Here is an 18134-nt window from a genome sequence, read left to right on the forward strand (position 1 = left end):
TCAGTGCCAGTACTCGGCGCGGCGCCACACCATGGCGGCGAGCATCAGCGGGAACATGACGACGTGCCCGGCGACCATCAGCGCCGTCCCGGAGAGCGCGCCCAGCCAGTGGGGCACGAGCAGTGCTGCGAAGGGCAGGTACATCACGGCGGCCATCTCGGCGATCCGCGGCCACGAGTGCCGTCGCAGCGCCATCGCGAGCACCATCGCGACGGTCATGTTCGTGGCCATCACGAGTGCGTCGGCGTCCGGGCGCTCGAGCCAGGCGGCGGGCCACAGCGGGCCGAGCGCCACCATGCCGATGAGCATGGCGGCGACCATTTCGACGTAGTGGCCGGCGAAGCGGGCGAGCTTGCGGGTGGTGGTCCGCGGGGGTGTGGTGGTGGTCATGGTTCCCTCCAGGTTGTTCTGGAAGGAGAATCGCGGGTTCCGGGCGTGCGGCCAGGTGCCGGAAGTCATGACCGGGGGTCATGGTCTACAGCAGGCCGAGGTCCCTCGCCCGCAGAGCGGCCTGGGTGCGGTCGCGCGCCCCGAGCTTGCCCAGCACGTTCGTGACGTGGTTCTTGACCGTGCCTTCGGCGAGGAACAGCGCCGCGGCGATCTCGCGGTTGCTGCGGCCGTCGGCGAGCAGGCGCAGCACGTCGAGTTCACGCTCGGACAGCGGCACCACGAGCGGCTGCGGCCGGGGTTCCGGCGCGTCCGGCAGCTGCGCGAACCGGGCGAGCACCTTCGCCGCCACCGAGGGCTGCAGCACCGACTCCCCACGGGCCGCGGCCAGCACCGCCTCGACCAGCCGCGCCGAGGAGACGTCCTTCAGCAGGTAGCCGACGGCGCCCGCGCGCACGGCGGCGAAGACGTCTTCGTCGTCGTCGAAGGTGGTCAGCGCGATGACCCGGATGTCCGTGTGCTCGGCCCGCAGCCGCCGGGTGGCGGCCACGCCGTCGAGGACCGGCATGCGCAGGTCCATCAGGACGACGTCCGGAGCCAGCGCAGCGGCTTGGCGCAAGGCTTCGTCGCCGTTGCCGGCTTCGCCGACGACGTCGATGCCGTCGTGCGTGGCGAGCAGGGTGGCGAGTGCTTCGCGGAACAGGGCCTGGTCGTCGACGAGCAGGACGCGGACCGGCGTCATCCGGGGATCTCCATGGTCAGGGCGCTGCCGCGGCCGGGGGTCGAGGTGAAGGCGAGCTCGCCGCCGAGGTGTTCGGCCCGCTCGCGGAGGCCGACCAGGCCGAAGCCGGTCGGCGCCGCGCCGTCGCTGCCCCGGCCGTCGTCGCGGACCTCGACCCGGACCGCGCCGGCGGCGTAGCCGAGGACTACGTCGGCCGTCGAGGCGCCGGCGTGCTTGCGGACGTTCGTCAGGCCTTCCTGCGCGGCCCGGTAGAGCGCTTCGCGCTGCTCGTCGGCCAGCGGGCGTTCGGTGCCGGTCACGGTGAGCCGGGCCGTGACGCCGGTGGCCGACGTCTCTTCGGCGAGGGCTTTCAGCGCCTCCGGCAGCGGCGGGACGGGCCGCGGTTCCCGCAGCGTCCGCACCGAGCGGCGCACCTCGGCCAGCGCGGTTTCGGCCTGCTCCTGCGCTTTCGCCAGTACGTCGTCGGCCTTGGCGGGATCGGTCGGCAGCACCGCCCGCGCGGCCTTCACCTGCATCTGGACGACGGTGAGCGAATGCCCGAGGCCGTCGTGGATGTCGCGCGCGACGCGGTTGCGCTCCTGCGCCGTCGCCAGCCGCTCCGCCTGGGCGGCGTGGTCACGGAGTTTCGCGTAGGCCTCGGCGAGCTCGCTTCGCGAGCGTTGCTCCCGCAGCGACAGTTCGGTGATGATCGCGGCGAACAGCACCGACATGAGCGTGCCGATGCCCTCCCGCAGTCCTTCGCCCAGCGACATCCCGAGGTGCACCAGCGGGATCACGGCGATGACGAGGGCGATCGCGGGCCGCGGCAGGCGCAGCAGCACGCACTGGCTGACCAGCACGACCAGGTACAGCGTCGTCCCGACCCCGGCGTCGATGGTGAAGAGCACGAAGGCCAGGGGGAGCTGGACGGCGACGTAGGCCGCACCCCAGGCGAGCTGCTCGTGGCCGCGCACCCAGCCGAAGACCGCGGTGGCGAGCACGGCGAAGACCGCGCCGAGCGCGAGAGCGAGCCAGGGTTCCCCGGAGCCGAGGACCCCGAGCACGATCGAGAGGAAGGCGCCGCAGGTCAGCACCCCGAGGGCCCGGTTCATGCGGTCACTGTGGAGGGTGCGGGCGCTCGGGGTCAACCACGAAAGCGTTCACACGGCCGTTCGGCAGCCCCGCGCTTACGCTGGACTCGACGGCCAAGCCGATTCGGGGGTTTGACATCGATGTCAGTGCTCTGGGGCGTGTCCTTCGACGCCACTCCGCTGTCCGGGGTCGTGGTCGAGTTCCTCAAGACGGCGCGCCGCTTCGCCGCCCGCGGGCACCGCGTCCACCTGGACCTCGGGTACGACATCAAGGCCGACAAGGGCGCGTTCTTCCGGCCCTACCGCGACGAAGCCGAGCTGCTGCCGGAGTGGGTCACGCTCGACCGCGTCGAGGGGGTGGCGGAGATCCGCGGCTACGACCGCGAATTCGTCGAAGCGGTGCTCGCCCAGGTCGTCCAGGCCGGTGACGACGCGCTGCGGCCCGAACTCGACCGCATCGCGAGCGAGCTGGCGGACCGGATCGTGGCCACCTGGGAACGCCTCGGCGTGACGATGGTGATGGTGGAAAACGGGACCCTGCCGGAAAACCTCGCCTACACCGAGGCGCTGTACGCCGCGATCGAGCGCTACGGCGCCCGCCACCGGCTCGGCCGGTTCGTCTTCTGGCGCGACCACGACCTGATGTGGCAGAGCGAACCCGGGATCGCCAAGTACGGCACGTTCCCGTACCCCGGCGTCCCCGCACCGCGGAACTCCCCGTACATCCACTACTTCGCCCTGCACGAAGAGGCGCTGGCGCGGACCCTCGAGTGGGTGCCGGGCCTGGCCACCATCGACGTCCTGCCGAACTCCTTCGCCATCGCGCCCGCCCGGATCGACGAGCGGAACGCGGGTTTCCGTCGTGACCACGGCATTCCCGACGGCGTCCCGCTGCTGGCCCGGATCACGCGGGTCATCCCGCAGAAGCGGATCGACCGCGAGCTCCACCTGCTGGCCCTGCTGCCGGACGCGTGGCTGTTCGTCGCCGGTGACGTCGCCGAGACGCCCACCGAGCACGCCCGGCTCGCCGCCCTCGCGGACCGCCTCGGCGTGCGCGAGCGCGTCGTGTTCGGCGGCTGGCTGACCCCGTACGACACGAGCGTCCCCGGCCGGTACTCCGTGCGCGATCTCCTCGCCCACGCGACCGTGGTGTCGTTCCTGACCTCCTACGACTACGAGAGCTACGGCAACCCGGTCAGCGAGGCGATCGCGTCCGGGACGCCGTACATCACCAGCGGGTACGAGCTGTACGACGTCGTCTACGGCGGCTTCCGGGCCCCGGTGCTGGACATCCGGGTCCGCGACCTGCCGGACGCGGCGTTCGCCCGCGAAGTCGCCGAGCTGATCACCGACGAAGGGAAACGGGCGGAAGTGGTGCGGGTGAACTCGGAACTCGGGCAGGCGCGGTTCGGCGCGCGGGTGGTCGACGACCTGGTCGACCGGCTGTACCCGCCGCCGATGGGCGCGGCGACGCGGCTGAGCGTGGTGCTGCCGGTCTACAACGAAGCCGCGAACCTCCCGGAGGTGCTGCGGACGCTGCACGACCAGCGCGCGCTGGACAAGGACCGGTACGAAGTCGTGCTCGTCGACAACAACTCCACCGACGACACCGTGGCCATCGCGCACGCCTTCGCGGCCGAGCACCCGGACCTGGCCCTGCACGTCATCCACGAGCCGGAGCAGGGCGTTTCGTGTGCGCGGCGGGCCGGGATGGACTTCGCCGCCGCGCGGAGCCGCAACCGGCCCGACAGCGACCCGGGGGAGCGGTTCTACCTCGTTTCCGCCGACGCCGACTGCCGGGTCGACGCGCACTGGCTGAGCGAACTGTTCGCGGCCATGGAGTCGAGCAAGGCCGCCATCGGCGTCTGCGACTACTACTACAACCCCGCGCACTTCACGGGACGGCCCCGGCTGTGGGATGCGATCCAGCGGACGCTGCGCTGCCGCGCCGTCACCTTCGCGCTCTTCGGCGGCTTCCCCGACGGCAAGGGCTTCGCCGTCGAGCGCGACGCCTACGAGCGCGCCGGCGGCATCGAGATCTTCTACCAGCTGCAGGACGGCAAGTTCGTCAACCACCTCTCCGACGACTGGGACTTCGGGATCAAGGTGGCCAACGGCGGCGACCCGATCACCTACGCGCCGCGCTCGCGCGTCGAGATCAACCCGCGGCGGGTCGACCACGCCATCGACGAGGTCATCGCCGGCCGCGCGTACGGCTCGGACGGCATCATCGTGATGCGGGACATCCGGCCGTCGGCGCCTTCGGAGCCGGTGGATCTCACCGAAGCCGAGGCGAAGCAGGCGTGGGAGTTCTCGATCAAGGACTTCACGCCGAAGAACACCGTCCTGCCGGTGCTGCTGACCCCCGCGCTGCTGGAGGACGACGCCGTGATCGCGTTCTTCGGGCCCGATCTCGCCGCGCGGCTGGCCCGGCGGATCACCGAGATCCGGCACGAGATGCGCGTCGTCGACTTCACGCCGATCCACGCCTACAAGACACCGTCGTACCGGCTGTACTTCGAGTTCGCCGACGAGCTGTTCGCCTGCCTGCGGCGGCACGTCGGCGAGGACATCGGCCACCCGCCGCCACTGCCGCCGTGCCTGGCGGAGGTCCCGGCCGCGCGGTTCGCGGAGTTCGTCCGCTACTACTGCGAGGACCGCGAGTCGGGCGAGGCCCACAACTACTTCGGCAACGGAGGGGTGTTCTGATGACCTTGGGCTACGAAGAAGCGGTCGGCTCGCTGCACGCGATCGACCCCGCGTGGCCGCGGCCCGCGGTGCTCGACGTCCTCGAAGCGCCCGAGAACCGGCACCTCCTGGACTTCGTGCAGGAGGATCCGTTCGGGGCGCACGTGTTCCCGGGCAACGTCCCCGGATCGCCGTCGGAGTTCCTGCGCGATCTGGACGCGCAGCTCGCGTCGTCCGGTCCGATCCACCTGTGGTCCTACATCCCCACCTGCGCCTACCGCTGCCGGTTCTGCCAGTACCCGGTGGTGCTGGTGAAGGGAAAGATGGAGAAGGCGGCCGACTGGGTCGACCTCAACATCGCCGAGGCGAAGCTCTGGCTGGACGCCGTACCCCACCTGGCCGGCGCCGAGGTGGGGGAGTTCAACGTCTTCGGCGGCACGCCGTCGCTGCTGCCGGAACCCGAAATCCGGCGGCTGCTGGAGTTCTACCGCGCGAACTTCGGGTTCACCGCCGACACGACCATCCGGTTCGAGGGCGACCCCAGCACGTTCACCCCGGCCAAGCTCGAGCTGCTGCGGGAGCTGGGCTGCACCAAGCTGTCCAGCGGCGTCCAGTCGTTCGACGACCACGTGCTCGGGCTCTGCGGGCGCGAGCACACCGCGCAGATGTGCGTCGACTTCGTGCGCAACGCCCGTTCGGCGGGCTTCGAGTGGGTCAGCATCGACCTGATGTACGGCCTGCTCGACCAGACGCTCGACAGCGTCCGCCGCGACCTCGACGTCGTGCTGGAGAACGAGGTCACGGCGGTCGTGTGCACGAAGCTGCACCTGGCGTCCTACAGCGACACGCGCACCGGCGTCACCGGCGAGAAGCCGGCCGCGTGGCAGCTGCCGTCCTACCGCGACAAGCTCGTGCGCGACGGCCACCGCTGGCCGACGCTCGGCGAGCAGTACCAGATGCGGGAGCTGCTGACCGAGGGCCTGCGGACGGCCGGGTACACCGAGCACCCGACGATGTACTTCGCGCGCGACGGCCTCGGGCCCGAGAAGTGGAAGTCGATCATGGTCGACCAGGACAAGCAGGAAGCCGAGGTGGCGATCGGGCTGGGCGGCAGCTCGAGCTGCCGCGCGTCCGAGGCGATCACCGACGTGAACTCCCGGCGCTACACCGAAACCGTGAACGCCGGCCGGATCCCGCTGGGGTCGGCGACGCGGTTCACGCCCGAGGCACAGGAGGCCCGGGCCGTCAAGATGGCGCTGACGACGTTGCAGCCGCTGCGGGATTCCCTCCATCGCCAACGGTTTCCGGGACGTTCGCTGTTCGCGGAACCGTGGCTGGGCAAGTTCCGTTCGCTGGCTTCGCGGGGCCTGGTCCGGTTGGGGCCGGACGTCGTCGACCTGACCCCGGCCGGGGAGGTGCTCGTCGAGGCGATCATCACCACCGAACTTTGAAGATCACTGCATCGGGTGACACGAGCCTCGCGGGGAGCGAGTGCGGCAGGCAGCATGGATTCCGGACCTGTTGCCGACGTGATCGGAGCCCGGATGAACCGGACCGTGGCGGGCGCGGCCGCGCTGGCGGTGCTCGCGACCGTGGTGGTCGCGACGCCGGCCCGAGCCGACTACTCCCTGGCGGACACGAACTACGCGGGCACCCAGATCGCCCGCCACGAAGGCGTCCACGGGACTCCGCGCGCCGACGCGGCCGAGCAGACGCTCGGCCACGACGTCAGCGGGCACCAGGGCCCGGTCGACTGGGCCGCCGCGGCCGGGGCCGGCGCGAAGTTCGCCTACGTCAAGGCGACCGAGGGCACCGGGTTCGTCAACCCGCAGTACGGGCAGCAGTACGACGGCGCGCACGCGGCGGGCATCATCCGCGGCGCCTACCACTTCGCCCGCCCGGACGTCTCCGGCGGCGCCGAGCAGGCGGAGTACTTCATCGCCAACGGCGGCGGCTGGCGTCCCGACGGCACGACGCTGCCCGGGGCGCTGGACATCGAATACAACCCGTACGGCGACGTCTGCTACGGCAAGAACCCGGCCGACCTGACGGCGTGGATCGCCGACTTCACCCGCACGTACCTGGCGAAGGTCAAGCGCAGCGCGCTGATCTACACGAGCACTGCGTGGTGGAAGCGCTGCACCGGCAACACCCCCCGGTTCGGCAACACCGATCCGCTGTGGCTGGCGCGGTACGGCCCGGACGTCGGCGAACTGCCGGCGGGGTGGGACAAGCAGAGCATCTGGCAGTTCGCGCGCAGCGGCGGCCTGCCGGGGGACCAGAACTACTACAACGGCCCCCTCAGCCGGGTGCAGGCGCTGGCGAAGGGTTAGCGCCGCCGGTGGCGCAGGTCCGGCCACGGCGGTCATGTCCGCCATCGAATCGGAATCGGCCGTCGCTGACAAGAACGGACAGAATCCTGTCGCTTCCGTGACCGGCTGCTTACGATCGGCGGAGGAACCGTTCGTCGTTCGTCCTTTGTGGACTCTGGAGGCGCCGTGCGCAGGACCGTCCTTCTCGCGGTGGTTTCCGCGGCCGTCTTCTCCTTAGCGCCGGGGGCCGCCGGGGCGGGGCACGCCTGGTTCACCTCGTGGGCGCAGTCGCAGGACGGACGGGCCGACACCGCGGTCACCGGCCGGTCGCTGCGGATGATCACCCACCTCAGCCAGGGCGGCGACGCGGTGCGCGTCCGGTTCCAGAACACCTTCGGCAGCGGGCCGCTGACCATCGGGCACGCGACCGCCGGGCCGAGCGCGGGCGGCGCCGCGGTGAGCTCCCTGCGTGACCTGACCTTCGCCGGCCGTCCCGCGGTGACGATTCCCGCCGGTGGCGAGGTCTGGAGCGACGAGGCGAGGCTCGTGACGCGCCCGGACTCCGACCTGGCGGTGAGCATGTCGGTCGAGGGCACCGTCGTCCCCGGCCGCCACGGGGTGGCGTTGCGCGACAACTACCTCACCCCGCCGGACTCGGGTGACCACACCGCCGACGTCTCCGGCGATGCCTTCACGGCCACGGTCGGCTCGACGTACGTGGTCAGCGCGGTCGACGTGCACAACGTGGCGCTGCGCGGGGTCGTCGTCCCGTTCGGCAGCTCGGTCGTCGACGGCATCGGCAGCACGCCCGGCGCGAACCGGCGGTGGGCCGACGACCTGGCCCGCCGGATCGTGGCCGCGTCCGCACCGCTCGCCGTCGCCAACGCGGGCGTCTCGGGAACGACGAGCGCCCGGTCGTGCCCCGGGATGCCGCCGTCGGTCGCCGGGCTGGACGCGGCGAGCCGGCTGGACCGGGACGTCCTGGCGCTGCACGGCGTCACGGCCGTCATCTACTACTACGGGACCAACGACCTGGCGTACGGCTGCGACGCGGCGACGATCCTCGACAGCTACCGCGCGGTGTTCGCCCGGCTGCGGGCGGCGGGGGTCTCGGTGTTCGTCACGCCGAGCACGCCGCGGCCGGGTTACGGCGATCAGGCGAACCTGGCCCGGCACGAGATCGCTCTGTTCGTGAAGCGCTGGAACACCTGCGGCGGCACGTGCTCGGGCGTCGTGGACTTCGACACGGTGCTGGCGGATCCGCTGAAGCCGAACAGCATCCTCCCGGCGTACGACAACGGCGACGGCATCCACGCGAACGCGGCGGGCCAGCAGGCCCTCGCGGACTTCGTCTCGGTGCCGATGCTCACCCGATCCGGCCAGGTTGGCCACACGATGGGGTGACCCGGCGAGTCGGAGCGGCGGGACTGTGCGTGCCGGTCAGCAGAGTACGTCCGGTGATGAACGAGTCGATGGACGACGCCGGGTGCTGCCTGCTGTCGGTGGCCTGGAACGTCGCCCCGCTGGCCGAAGGACCACCCGGTTCCCGCCGCGCCGACCTGCGGCGCACGGTGGTGGCGGTGTGCCGGACGGCGGGCCACGGCGCCCGCGACTGGGCCGCGCGGCACGGGGCGGGGACGGAGGCGGAGTACCGGCCGTTCCTGCAGCTGGCGGACGTCGCGTACGAGATCGCGACGCTCTTGTTGCTGGTGGAGGACTTCCTGGTGCCGGACCTGGAGCGCGAGCACCGCCGCTGGGCGGAGATCGAGGAGCTGACCGGTCGGCTGACGGAGCTGGCCGAGTGGACGGCAGCGTTCCTCTTGTCAGGCGCACCCTTACGTCTGTAAGGTCAAACCTGACAACGGAGGTGTTCCATGGTGATCGCGCGCTGTTCGTTCTGTGCCAAGCCGAACACGGAGGTCGACACCCTGATCGGCGGCCCGGGTGTCTTCATCTGCGACGGCTGCGTCCAGCTGTGCGTGTCGGCGATCGAAGGCAAGCCGGCGGACGTGCCGATGATCGCGCCGTGGGAGCACGACCTGCCGCTCGAGCAGGTGCTGCAGAACCTCACCCCGGTGTCCGCGGCGAGCACCCAGGTCCAGGAGAACCTGGCGGCGTGGGTGGGGAAGGCCCGTTCCCTCGGTGGCACGTGGTCCCAGATCGGCGAGGCGCTGGGGATGACCAGGCAGTCGGCGTGGGAGCGGTTCGCCTAGGGTTTCCGGCCCACCCCGGCGTAGAGGCCGTCTTCCTCGGGATCGACCACGGCGGAAAGCCGGTCCGGTCGCCAGTTCGCGGAGGTCGTCAGCCCGGGTTCGACGAGCTCGAACCCCTCGAAGAGCGCGAGCACTTCGTCCTTGGTGCGCGGGTAGATGTGGTCCTGGGTCTTGCGCATGGTCTCGGCCACGCGCGGATCGCTCAGGACGGCGAAGTCGTTGGTGAGGTGGCTGAGGGCGAGGTAGCTGCCTTTGCCGAGGGCGTCGCGATAGGTGGCGAAGACCCCGCGGACCTCGGGCAGGTAGTGCCCGAGGGTGATGGCGAGCAGCCCGACGGGCTCGTCGAGATCCAGCAGTCGCTGCACCGGTTCGGACTTCAGGACGGCGTCGGCGTTCGTGGCGTCGGCTTCGAGCGCTTCGGCGTGCGGGTTGCCGTCGAGCAGCATCCGGCTGTGCGCGACGGCCACCGGTTCGTAGTCGACGTAGACGACCTTGGCCTGCGGATCCACCGCCTGGGCGACCTCGTGCACGTTGCCGACCGTGGGGATGCCGGACCCGAGGTCGAGGAACTGCCGGACGCCCTGGTCGAGCATGAACCGCACCACCCGCCGGAGGAACGCCCGGTTCCTGCGGGCGACGGCGGCCACCTGCGGCTGGATGGCCTCGAGCTTCTGGGCCACCTCCCGATCGGGAGCGAGGTTGTGCGCCCCGCCGAGCAGGTAGTCGTAGATCCGGGCGGCACTGGGCCGCGAAAGATCGGCTCCGGCCGGGATCCAGTCGGCACCTTCCTGATCGGTCATGGCGTTCCCCCTTCGAGTCGGCGCGTCCACCTTACTGCGCATGGCGCCCGGAACCAGGACGGTGGGCGGCGACAGCGCCGGCTGTCTCCAAGACGCGCGACTCGCACGAACGAGTCAACGAGGCCGCGGTCGGCGGGCCGGGGACGGACACGATGGTGTTCCGAGGTGGAGCACCGGACGGACGGCCCAGTATTTTCTGCTCGCGCGCGGCGAAACACCGTCGCAGTCCCCTCGTCAAGCAATTCCCTTTGAGGAGTTTCCCCGCATGCTGAAGAAGATCTTCGTCGTGACCACGGCCCTGGGAGCCGGCGCCTTCCTGGCCGGTGGCGTCGCCGCCGCCGACACCGCGTACGACTCCACCGGCCAGTTCAGCCTGCTGAACCTGAACAACACCGACGCGCTGCACAACGTCAGCGGAACGGTCGGGTTCTGCGACAACAACGTGAACGTCCTGGGTGTCCAGGTGCCGGTCCAAGACGTGGCGAACGGCCTCGGCGGCGAGGGACGCAACCCGGACAACTGCGCCGGCACCGGCCAAGCCGACGGCGGTAGCGGTCAGGGCCACTGAGCCGAGCGCCTCACCGCGCACCGCGAGCAGGCGCACGGGCGCCCGTTCGCGGTGCGCCTGACCTGCAGCGAGTCACTGATCGTGGCACCTTTCCGGGATTAGGCGCAGTAATTGCCCGGTGTGCCCGATCCCAGGAGAAGGACCGACGCCGCGAGCACGATGGCGACCAACGCCGAAACGATCTTTCTCATCGCAAGCCCTCCTCGTTGTGAAAAGGGAGTCTTCCCGCTGAGGGCCACCCAGTCCCGAGAACGGCAGTGCGGCAGCTCGACGGCACGCCTTGAACTTCAGAAGCCAGATCCCTACCTCATCCGGGTGTACACCGCCGGGTCATCGCGATGTCGCACCGTAGTCATCCTCCGAACTTAGCGTGTGCGGGCCATAACGGTCTTTTCGGAAGAGGTGACACATGGCTCGTCCCTTCGACCCCGCCGCGGGGTCGGCGCCGTCCCGCCGGCAGGTCCTCCTGGCCGGTACCGCCGCGCTCGGCGCCGCCGCGCTGTCGGGCATCCCGGCGGCGGCCGCCGAAGGCGCGGGGCGCGCGCCGGTCCGGGCGCCGTTCACGCTGGGGGTCGCCTCGGGCGACCCGCTGCCCGGCGGCGTGGTGCTGTGGACGCGGCTGGCGCCCGAACCCCTGGCCGCCGACGGGGGGATGCCCGCCCGGCCGGTCCCGGTGACCTGGCAGGTCGCCGAGGACGAGCGGTTCCACCGCGTGGTGGCGGCCAGCGCCGAGCTCGCCCGCCCCGAGCAGGCGCACGCGGTGCACGCCGAGGTGTCCGGACTGCGGCCGGGGGCCGAGTACTTCTACCGCTTCCGGGCCGGAGGCGAGCTGAGCCCGGTGGGCCGGACGAAGACCGCGCCGCGGCCGGGCGCGCGGACCGACCGGTTCGCGTTCGCCTTCGCCAGCTGCCAGAACTACCCCGAAGGTTTCTACACGGCCTACCGGCACCTGGCCGACGAGGATCTCGACCTCGTCGCGTTCCTCGGCGACTACATCTACGAAGGGGGCGCGCAGGGCACGATCGGCCGTGCGCACGCGCCGGCGGCCGAGATCTGGACGCTCGCCGACTACCGCACCCGGCTCGCCCAGTACAAGAGCGACCCGGACCTGCAGGCGGCCCACGCGGCCTTCCCGTGGGCGGTCGTGTTCGACGACCACGAGGTGGAGAACAACTGGGCGGGCGACATCTCCCAGCCCGACACCGAACCCGACCAGGACCCGGCGGTGTTCCGGCAGCGCCGCGCGGCCGCGTTCCAGGCGTACTACGAGCACATGCCGTTGCGGCGCGCCCAGCGCCCGTCCGGCCCGGACATCCGGATCCACCGGCGGCTGACGTTCGGCGACCTGGTGGACGTGCACCTGCTCGACACCCGCCAGTTCCGGGACGACCAGGAGGTGACGCCGGCGGAGCGGCTCGACCCGGCCCGCACGATCCTCGGTTCCGCGCAGCGGGAATGGCTGCTGCGCAACCTGGCCGGCCGCACCGCCCGCTGGAACATCCTGGCCCAGCAGGTGTTCTTCTCCGCCCGCGACTTCACCGCGGGCCCGGAGACGAGCTTCAGCGACGACGCGTGGGACAGCTATCCGGTCGAGCGCGACCTCGTCCGCGACCACTTGGCGAAGGCGAGCAACCCGGTGGTGATCACCGGTGACGTGCACGCAAGCTACGTCGCCGACATCAAGGCCGACTTCTCGAACCCGGCATCGGCGACCGTGGGCACGGAACTGGTGGGCACGTCGATCACCTCCGGCGGCGACGGCGTCGACCAGAACGCGGGCGACGCCGTGCAGCTGAAGGAGAACCCGCACATCAAGTTCGTCAACCGCAAGCGCGGTTACGTCCGCAACGTCGTGACCCGGACGGAGTGGACGGCGGACTATCGCGTGGTCGACTACGTTTCCCGGCCCGGCGCACCGGTCACGACCCGCGCGAGCTTCGTCATCACCGACGGCGAGGCCGGCGCCGTTCCGCGGTAGGCCGGTGCCGGCCCGGGGCGGGGCACCCCCGGTTCAGCGCAGCGACCAGACCTGGTTGGCCCGGGTGCCGCTGCCGTAGCAGTCCCAGATCTGGATGCGGGTGCCGTTGGCCGTGCCCTGACCACTCGCATCCAGGCACTTCCCGGACTGCGGGTTGGTGATGGTGCCGTTCCCGTTGACCTGCCAGTTCTGGGCTCCGGAGCCGTTGCAGCCCCACAGCTGATTGCCCTGGTCGGTGCAGTCCCACAGCGGGACGGGAGTGCCGTCGTTCGTTCCGTTGCCCTGGAGGTCCAGGCAGCGGCCGCTGCCCTGGCCGACCCTGGGCGTTGCTGCGCGGCGCTGACGGCCGGTGCGACGAGACCGGCGAGGGCGAGTGTCGCCACGGACAGGGCATGCCTCAGCTTCATTGCTGTCTTCACGTCGATCGGCGCCGCCGCAGGTCCCCGAGACGGCGCACGCACGCGCTCGTCTTCGGCACAGTGGCCTTCGCCGCCGTGGCTTGTCGCCCCACCCCCGGCGTTCGGCGCCGACATCGCCTGTTCGGTCACCGTCCCCGCGGGAATCCGGCGTTGTCCGATCGCGACGGAAGCCCGGTGATGATCAGTGCCTGCAGGGTGTTCCGTTCAAGGCGAACCCCGTGGGCGCGGGGTTCGTGGCGGCGTACGAGCCGTTGAAGCCGATGTTGGTCGTCGCAGACGCCGCTATGGCCGGGTTGTACGACGCCGGGTGGACCGTCACCCGGTCGCCGGACTGCGTGTATTCACCGTCCCAGCCGTGCGTGACCTGCTGGCCCGCGGTGAACGTCCAGGTGAGCGTCCACGGGGAGACCGCCGAACTGCCGGTGTTGGTGATCCCCACCGAAGCGGTGAACCCGCCGGGCCAGGAATCGGTGATCGTGAACCGGACGGTGCAGGAAGCCGCCCGCACCGGAACGGGGACGACGGAGGCGGTGGTCGGCGCCGCCGGCCGGGGCGGCTCGGGCGCCGGGGTGGAAACGGGCACGGCCGTGAAGGTCACCGGACTCGTGGCGGAAGCGGACGCCGGTGGCGCGGGCGGGGTGTCGGCGAAGGTCGGGGCCGGCGGCTGCAGGGACAGGGGCGGCGCCGCGACCGGCTCGGGCGAAGAGGGTTTCGGCGTCGCAGCGATCGCGGTGGCGCACACGGCCGCGACCACGGCGGCCGCTCCGACGCTCAGTCGCAGAACGTCCCGCGTGCTCCGCTTTTCCCGGCCTCCGGCGAGCCCGGCCCGGTTTCCGGGATGCAGCCGGTGCCGGACGGCATGGTCCGGCACGGCGTCGGCGCCCGTCATGCGCACCAACAGTTCGTCGACGGTCACCCGCCGGCGCTGTTGCCGTGGGGAGGGAGACACGCGGGTACCTCCTCGGCTCCCGATCGTTCAATCCGCCGAAGCCGCTGCTGCCGGTTGCGGATATGCCGGAAAGGGATTCACTTGCGAAGGCGCCAGCGTACCCTTTCCGCTCATCGGGCACACTCGTTCAACCCCACGCGGGTGATATCCGGCACTGAGCGAATATGTCGAAACCGCGTGAGATGGGGATGTCGAGTGTTTTCGCTTCTCGCCGGCGCCGAGAACCACACGGGAAAGGGTCCTCGCGGCGGGTCACTCCGCGGTCGGCTGTTGTCCAGTGCTGCCGGATTCCTCGCAATACGTGAAGCGGATCGTGGTTGCGAACGTGTATCGGAATTGGCGGCCTTCGGCGATTCGAAAGATTCGAACGTGCCCCGGTGATCGTGGAGCGCAGTTCGCCCGCCGCCGCGGCCGGCCCGGCACCATGGTCTCCCCTGAGGCGGGGAACCCGGAACGGGCGTGGCGGCAAAGAGGCGGTGACACGGTGTACTTCGACCTGTCGCCGTTCAGCGATCCGTCGTCCGGCCACTATGGACAATCAGTGGCGGACTTGGCCGAAACCGTGCTGTACCGGGGAGACGAGCGGATCGGCGGCCAGCCGTGGACGGGCTACCACGAGTTCGACGTGCCACCGGGGGAAAGCCGGTACCGGCTGCACAGCGAGTCGGCGCGGAGCAGCTCGGCCGGGCTGTCCACGAAGGTCACCGCGGACTGGACGTTCCGGTCGGGCACCGTGCCGCGAGCGCAGGTGCGGCCGATCCCCATGATGGCGGTGCCGCCAGGGCCCGCCTTCGTGTCGCTGCGGGCCACCGCGACCGACGGTGCGGGCAACACCGTCGACCAGACGATCATCCGCGGGTATCGGCTGAGGTAGCGCGGCAGCTGTGCGGTGCCCGGGTCGTCGTCGAGGTTGTCGTGGGGGCCGGGTGTCCGGCGGTGAGGCGGACGGTGAAGCCGGTGTCGTCCCGGTGGAGGGTGACTTGGCTGCAGATCTGGTGGGTGATCCAGAGTCCGCGGCCGCCGATGTGGCGGTTGGCCGGCAGCAGCCCGGCGAACGGGTCGCTGAGGCCGGTGCCGGTGTCGTGGACGGTGACGACCATGTGGTCGGCGTCGGCCCAGATCCGGAACCGGACCGGTGGGCGGCCGTGGCGCAGGGCGTTGTCGACGATTTCGCTCACCGCCAGGACGAGGTCGTCGATGTCGGCGGCGGGCAGGTCGGTCTTGTTGAAGTCGGTGACCGCGCGGCGGGCGGCCGGCGGCTGGGGGTTGGTGAGGTCGACCAGCGGGGCGGTGCGCTCGATCGGAAAGGGCGTCATCGGCCGGGGAGCGGCGAGGAAGGCCGGTGGGTCGACGTAGCCGGGGTTGGTGTGGTGGCCGCCGGGGGTGGCGAGGTAGGGGTGGGTGCGGGCGACGTCGTCGAGCACCTGCCGCGGCGTGGTGCGGGTGTCGTAGGCGCACATGCTGCGCAAGGGGAATTCGTCGTAGGCGTGGTTGACGGCGGCTTCGTAGCGGGCCCACCAGTCCCAGGAGGTGTCGATCGCAGCCGGCGGGATTTCGCCGAAGATGCGGATCCCGGTGGCGCCGTCGGCGACGAGCCCGGCCATCAGGTCGCGGTAGGACTTGATGGCGGACGCGGGCCGGACGTACACGTCGTCGATGGTCAGGAACTGCGTGTCCGCGGACGAGGGGAGCGCGTCGCGGACCAGCTCGGCTCGCTCCGGTTCCAGGGACACGACGGTCGGCTCACCCGCGGCGATGCCGGCGGTGAGGAACGGCACGGCGACGGCGAGCAGTTCTTCATCGCTGGTGTAGTGGACAGCGGCGTGGTCGTAGCCGCGCTCGGCGGTCTCCGGGTCTCTGCTGTTCACACGCGCTCCACGCGGACGTTGGTCAGGCCGAACAGCTCGAGCAGCCGGGCCGGTGTGCTCAGCCGGGTGCGCAGGACCACCGTGGTGTCGTTGTCCTCGGCGTAGCCGGCGATGTCGAACAGGCTGCGGTGGTCGATGAAGGTCAGGTCGGTGGCGTCGATCGCGATCGAACCTCCGGCCGGCCGAAGCCGGGCGCGCTGCAGCGCCAGTGGCCACAGCGGGCGGGCCTGCATGTCCAGCTCCCCGGCCAGCGCGGCGGTGCTTCCGTCGCGGGTGTGGCCGTGCAGGTGGAACGGTGCCGGCACCTGCCGGGCTTCGGGATGCATGCAGGCCAGCTGCGCGACGGTTTCGTCGCCGAGTTCGGCGGTGTCGTAGCCGCAGATCGCCGACATCGGGTGGGCGGCCATGAAGTGGTCCACGAGGTGTTCGTAGCGGGCGAAGGCGTCCAGCTGGGCAGGGGTGCGCACGAGTGGGGTGACGTCGGCCGCGACCCGCAGCCCGGTGTACCCCTCGGCCAGCGCCTGCGCCGTCGCGGCGGCGTAGAGCTCCACCTGGCCGGCGGGGTCGACCACGGCACCGGTGGCGTAGGTCGAGTCGGCCGAGGAGATCCGGACCGCGCCCGTGCGCAGGCCTTCGTCGAACGGGCCGGCCGCGCGCATCTGCGCCGCGATGAGCTCGGGGTCGCCGGGAGCGACGTAGAGCACCCGTTCATGTGCGGCGAGGCCGTCGGCCAGGAATTCCCACGCCGGTACCGTGAACTCGTCCCGTCGCTGGTAACCCCAGCAAACGTGGTCGTGAACCGGTGCGGTCTGCATGTGCACGCGGCCGAGAGTACGCCGTTGACCTTCATGACGTGCCGGGCAGTGGACGACCGCGGATGCCGGGCGTTGTCCTGACGCGTTACTGCCGTTCACCGGCGCTGGTGCCGGTGCTGGTGGTGCACACGAGACGACCCCGCCGGCCCTGGCTTTAGAGCCGGCGGGGTCTAGGTCCGCGCGGAACTCGTACGAGTCAACCAGACCTAGCACCCCCGTTACCCAGCTCGCGCCCGTCGAAACCTGCCACTCGTCGACCGGTGCTGCCGTCGCGCCGGATTGTTTGGCGGGTTGTGTCGGATGCGCGGTCGCTCGTTCGTGGCAGTGATGAGCTCGGCGCCAGGCCGGGCAGTGGGGAAAGGGGCTTCACCATGGCGGGTACTTCTGCACGCGAGATCAAGCCGTTGCGGTTCGGGGTCGTGGCGCCGGTCACCGTCGGCCTGCCGGCGTGGCGTGACCAGCTGCGTGTTCTGGCCGACACCGGTTATTCGACGATCTTGATGCCCGATGTGCCGCAGTGGCAGCCGGCACCGGGTCCGGCGCTCGCGATGGCGGCGACGATCACCGGCTTGCGGGTGGGCACCTGGGTGTACGCGTCTCCGGTCCGGCCCGCGTGGATCACCGCGTGGGAGGCCCACTCGCTGTCCGTCCTCACCGAGGGTCGTTTCGAGATGGGCATCGGCACCGGCCGGCCCGGGATCGCCGGCCAGCTCCGTGAGCTGGGCCTGCCGGCCACTCCGGCGGGCCGGCGGTTGAGCCAGGTGCGTGAGGTGGTCGCGGCTCTGCGCGACCTCGACGGCCCGGACCGCCACACGCCGGTGGTCATGGCCGTGGGCGGCCCGAAGGCACAAGCGCTCGCCGCGGAAGTCGCCGACTCGGTCACCTTCGTGATGCCCCAGGTGGAGACACGGGCCGAGACGATGCAACGGGTGGAACAATTCGAGAACCGCCGCGGCGTGGAACTGGCGTTGCATGTGCCGGTGGTCGGCGATTCGGTCGCTGCGTTCATGGCGGGACCTGACACCGACGCCGCCGCCGTCCGAGCCGCGGACTCGCTGGCGTTCCTGCCCAGTGATCCTTCTGCCGCTGCTGAGGAGATCCAACGGCGACGGGAGGAGATCGGGTTCTCCTACTTCGTGGTCGGCGCCGAGGCCGCCGGTGCTCTGGCGCCGGTCGTTGCCGAGCTGGCTGGACGGTGACCGCGAAGGCATGCGCCCTGAGTGCGGCACACTTGATGATCTGATTGTGCTGGTCGCCACCGCGGTGTTCCTGGTGTGCTGGGTGTTCGCCCCACGGCACGGCATCCTCGCGGTTCCGCCCCGGAG

At 70.9% G+C, this 18134-nt stretch carries 17 protein-coding genes and 1 pseudogene; 10 read left to right on the forward strand and 8 right to left on the reverse strand.

All coding sequences use genetic code 11. The annotated features are described in order from the left end of the window. The 3 genes from IE317_RS17195 to IE317_RS17205 form a co-directional block, all read right to left on the reverse strand. Nucleotides 1–390, reverse strand: coding sequence for a hypothetical protein (locus IE317_RS17195; RefSeq protein WP_191311210.1), 390 nt, complete (start codon nt 388–390; stop codon nt 1–3). Between the two features lie 85 nt (nt 391–475). Beyond that, nucleotides 476–1129, reverse strand: a complete 654-nt coding sequence (locus IE317_RS17200; RefSeq protein ID WP_191311212.1) for a response regulator — start codon at nt 1127–1129, stop codon at nt 476–478. Then, nucleotides 1126–2220: a sensor histidine kinase gene (locus IE317_RS17205; RefSeq protein ID WP_191311214.1), complete on the reverse strand. Its 1095-nt coding sequence runs from the start codon at nt 2218–2220 to the stop codon at nt 1126–1128. Before IE317_RS17205 ends, IE317_RS17200 begins: the two co-directional genes overlap by 4 nt. Nucleotides 2221–2340: 120 nt before the next feature. Here IE317_RS17205 and IE317_RS17210 point away from each other — a divergent pair, with 120 nt between their 5' ends. From IE317_RS17210 to IE317_RS17235, 6 genes are all read left to right on the forward strand, one after another. Beyond that, a complete protein-coding gene (locus IE317_RS17210; protein WP_229902747.1) occupies nt 2341–4908 on the forward strand; it encodes a glycosyltransferase in 2568 nt (855 codons plus the stop codon). After that, on the forward strand, nt 4908–6338 hold the full coding sequence (locus IE317_RS17215) for a radical SAM protein (RefSeq protein ID WP_191311217.1): 1431 nt from the start codon (nt 4908–4910) through the stop codon (nt 6336–6338). The genes IE317_RS17210 and IE317_RS17215 overlap by 1 nt, the downstream gene beginning before the upstream one ends. Before the next feature lie 93 nt (nt 6339–6431). Continuing rightward, on the forward strand, nt 6432–7220 hold the full coding sequence (locus IE317_RS17220) for a GH25 family lysozyme (RefSeq protein ID WP_191311219.1): 789 nt from the start codon (nt 6432–6434) through the stop codon (nt 7218–7220). A 165-nt stretch (nt 7221–7385) separates the two neighbouring features. Continuing rightward, nucleotides 7386–8603, forward strand: a complete 1218-nt coding sequence (locus IE317_RS17225) for a GDSL-type esterase/lipase family protein (protein ID WP_229902748.1) — start codon at nt 7386–7388, stop codon at nt 8601–8603. 56 nt (nt 8604–8659) lie between these two features. Then, a complete protein-coding gene (locus IE317_RS17230; RefSeq protein ID WP_191311365.1) occupies nt 8660–9046 on the forward strand; it encodes a hypothetical protein in 387 nt (128 codons plus the stop codon). Between the two features lie 30 nt (nt 9047–9076). Continuing rightward, complete coding sequence (locus IE317_RS17235; protein ID WP_191311367.1) at nt 9077–9412, forward strand: ClpX C4-type zinc finger protein; 336 nt, start codon at nt 9077–9079, stop codon at nt 9410–9412. Here IE317_RS17235 and IE317_RS17240 read toward each other — a convergent pair. Continuing rightward, nucleotides 9409–10212, reverse strand: coding sequence for an SAM-dependent methyltransferase (locus IE317_RS17240; protein ID WP_191311223.1), 804 nt, complete (start codon nt 10210–10212; stop codon nt 9409–9411). The genes IE317_RS17235 and IE317_RS17240 overlap by 4 nt on opposite strands. A gap of 265 nt (nt 10213–10477) precedes the next feature. Between IE317_RS17240 and IE317_RS17245 the strand changes: the two genes are divergently transcribed. Continuing rightward, entirely contained in the window at nt 10478–10780 is a 303-nt protein-coding gene (locus IE317_RS17245; protein WP_191311225.1) for a hypothetical protein, read from the forward strand. A gap of 409 nt (nt 10781–11189) precedes the next feature. Continuing rightward, a complete protein-coding gene (locus tag IE317_RS17250) occupies nt 11190–12758 on the forward strand; it encodes an alkaline phosphatase D family protein (protein ID WP_191311227.1) in 1569 nt (522 codons plus the stop codon). A 33-nt stretch (nt 12759–12791) separates the two neighbouring features. Here the strand turns inward: IE317_RS17250 and IE317_RS17255 are convergent. Together IE317_RS17255 and IE317_RS17260 are read right to left on the reverse strand one after the other, a co-directional pair. After that, nucleotides 12792–13067 (reverse strand): annotated as a pseudogene (locus IE317_RS17255) (ricin-type beta-trefoil lectin domain protein); the annotation flags it as partial. Between the two features lie 291 nt (nt 13068–13358). Further along, nucleotides 13359–14093, reverse strand: a complete 735-nt coding sequence (locus IE317_RS17260) for a cellulose-binding domain-containing protein (protein ID WP_229902749.1) — start codon at nt 14091–14093, stop codon at nt 13359–13361. A 517-nt stretch (nt 14094–14610) separates the two neighbouring features. On the opposite strand from IE317_RS17260, the gene IE317_RS17265 reads away from it, so the two are divergent. Next, entirely contained in the window at nt 14611–15000 is a 390-nt protein-coding gene (locus IE317_RS17265) for a hypothetical protein (protein WP_191311402.1), read from the forward strand. Here the strand turns inward: IE317_RS17265 and IE317_RS17270 are convergent. Then, nucleotides 14975–15994, reverse strand: coding sequence for a sensor histidine kinase (locus tag IE317_RS17270; RefSeq protein WP_191311228.1), 1020 nt, complete (start codon nt 15992–15994; stop codon nt 14975–14977). The genes IE317_RS17265 and IE317_RS17270 overlap by 26 nt on opposite strands. Continuing rightward, nucleotides 15991–16809: an MEDS domain-containing protein gene (locus IE317_RS17275; RefSeq protein WP_191311372.1), complete on the reverse strand. Its 819-nt coding sequence runs from the start codon at nt 16807–16809 to the stop codon at nt 15991–15993. Before IE317_RS17275 ends, IE317_RS17270 begins: the two co-directional genes overlap by 4 nt. 260 nt (nt 16810–17069) lie before the next feature. Between IE317_RS17275 and IE317_RS17280 the strand changes: the two genes are divergently transcribed. Then, nucleotides 17070–18008 (forward strand): LLM class flavin-dependent oxidoreductase, encoded by a 939-nt coding sequence (locus IE317_RS17280; RefSeq protein WP_229902750.1) that lies wholly within the window; start codon nt 17070–17072, stop codon nt 18006–18008. Nucleotides 18009–18134 lie beyond the last annotated feature (126 nt).

Origin of the sequence: Amycolatopsis bullii (assembly GCF_014654205.1) — a bacterium.
Lineage (GTDB): Bacteria > Actinomycetota > Actinomycetes > Mycobacteriales > Pseudonocardiaceae > Amycolatopsis > Amycolatopsis plumensis.

Excerpts from the sequence above, each read along its gene's own strand:
- IE317_RS17215 (WP_191311217.1), top strand. The coding sequence starts at position 4,908 with ATGACCTTGGGCTACGAAGAAGCGGTCGGCTCGCTGCACGCGATCGAC.
- IE317_RS17245 (WP_191311225.1), top strand. The coding sequence starts at position 10,478 with ATGCTGAAGAAGATCTTCGTCGTGACCACGGCCCTGGGAGCCGGCGCC.
- IE317_RS17200 (WP_191311212.1), bottom strand. The coding sequence starts at position 1,129 with ATGACGCCGGTCCGCGTCCTGCTCGTCGACGACCAGGCCCTGTTCCGC.
- IE317_RS17240 (WP_191311223.1), bottom strand. The coding sequence starts at position 10,212 with ATGACCGATCAGGAAGGTGCCGACTGGATCCCGGCCGGAGCCGATCTT.
- IE317_RS17205 (WP_191311214.1), bottom strand. The coding sequence starts at position 2,220 with ATGAACCGGGCCCTCGGGGTGCTGACCTGCGGCGCCTTCCTCTCGATC.
- IE317_RS17250 (WP_191311227.1), top strand. The coding sequence starts at position 11,190 with ATGGCTCGTCCCTTCGACCCCGCCGCGGGGTCGGCGCCGTCCCGCCGG.
- IE317_RS17275 (WP_191311372.1), bottom strand. The coding sequence starts at position 16,809 with ATGCAGACCGCACCGGTTCACGACCACGTTTGCTGGGGTTACCAGCGA.
- IE317_RS17230 (WP_191311365.1), top strand. The coding sequence starts at position 8,660 with ATGAACGAGTCGATGGACGACGCCGGGTGCTGCCTGCTGTCGGTGGCC.
- IE317_RS17195 (WP_191311210.1), bottom strand. The coding sequence starts at position 390 with ATGACCACCACCACACCCCCGCGGACCACCACCCGCAAGCTCGCCCGC.
- IE317_RS17220 (WP_191311219.1), top strand. The coding sequence starts at position 6,432 with ATGAACCGGACCGTGGCGGGCGCGGCCGCGCTGGCGGTGCTCGCGACC.
- IE317_RS17210 (WP_229902747.1), top strand. The coding sequence starts at position 2,341 with ATGTCAGTGCTCTGGGGCGTGTCCTTCGACGCCACTCCGCTGTCCGGG.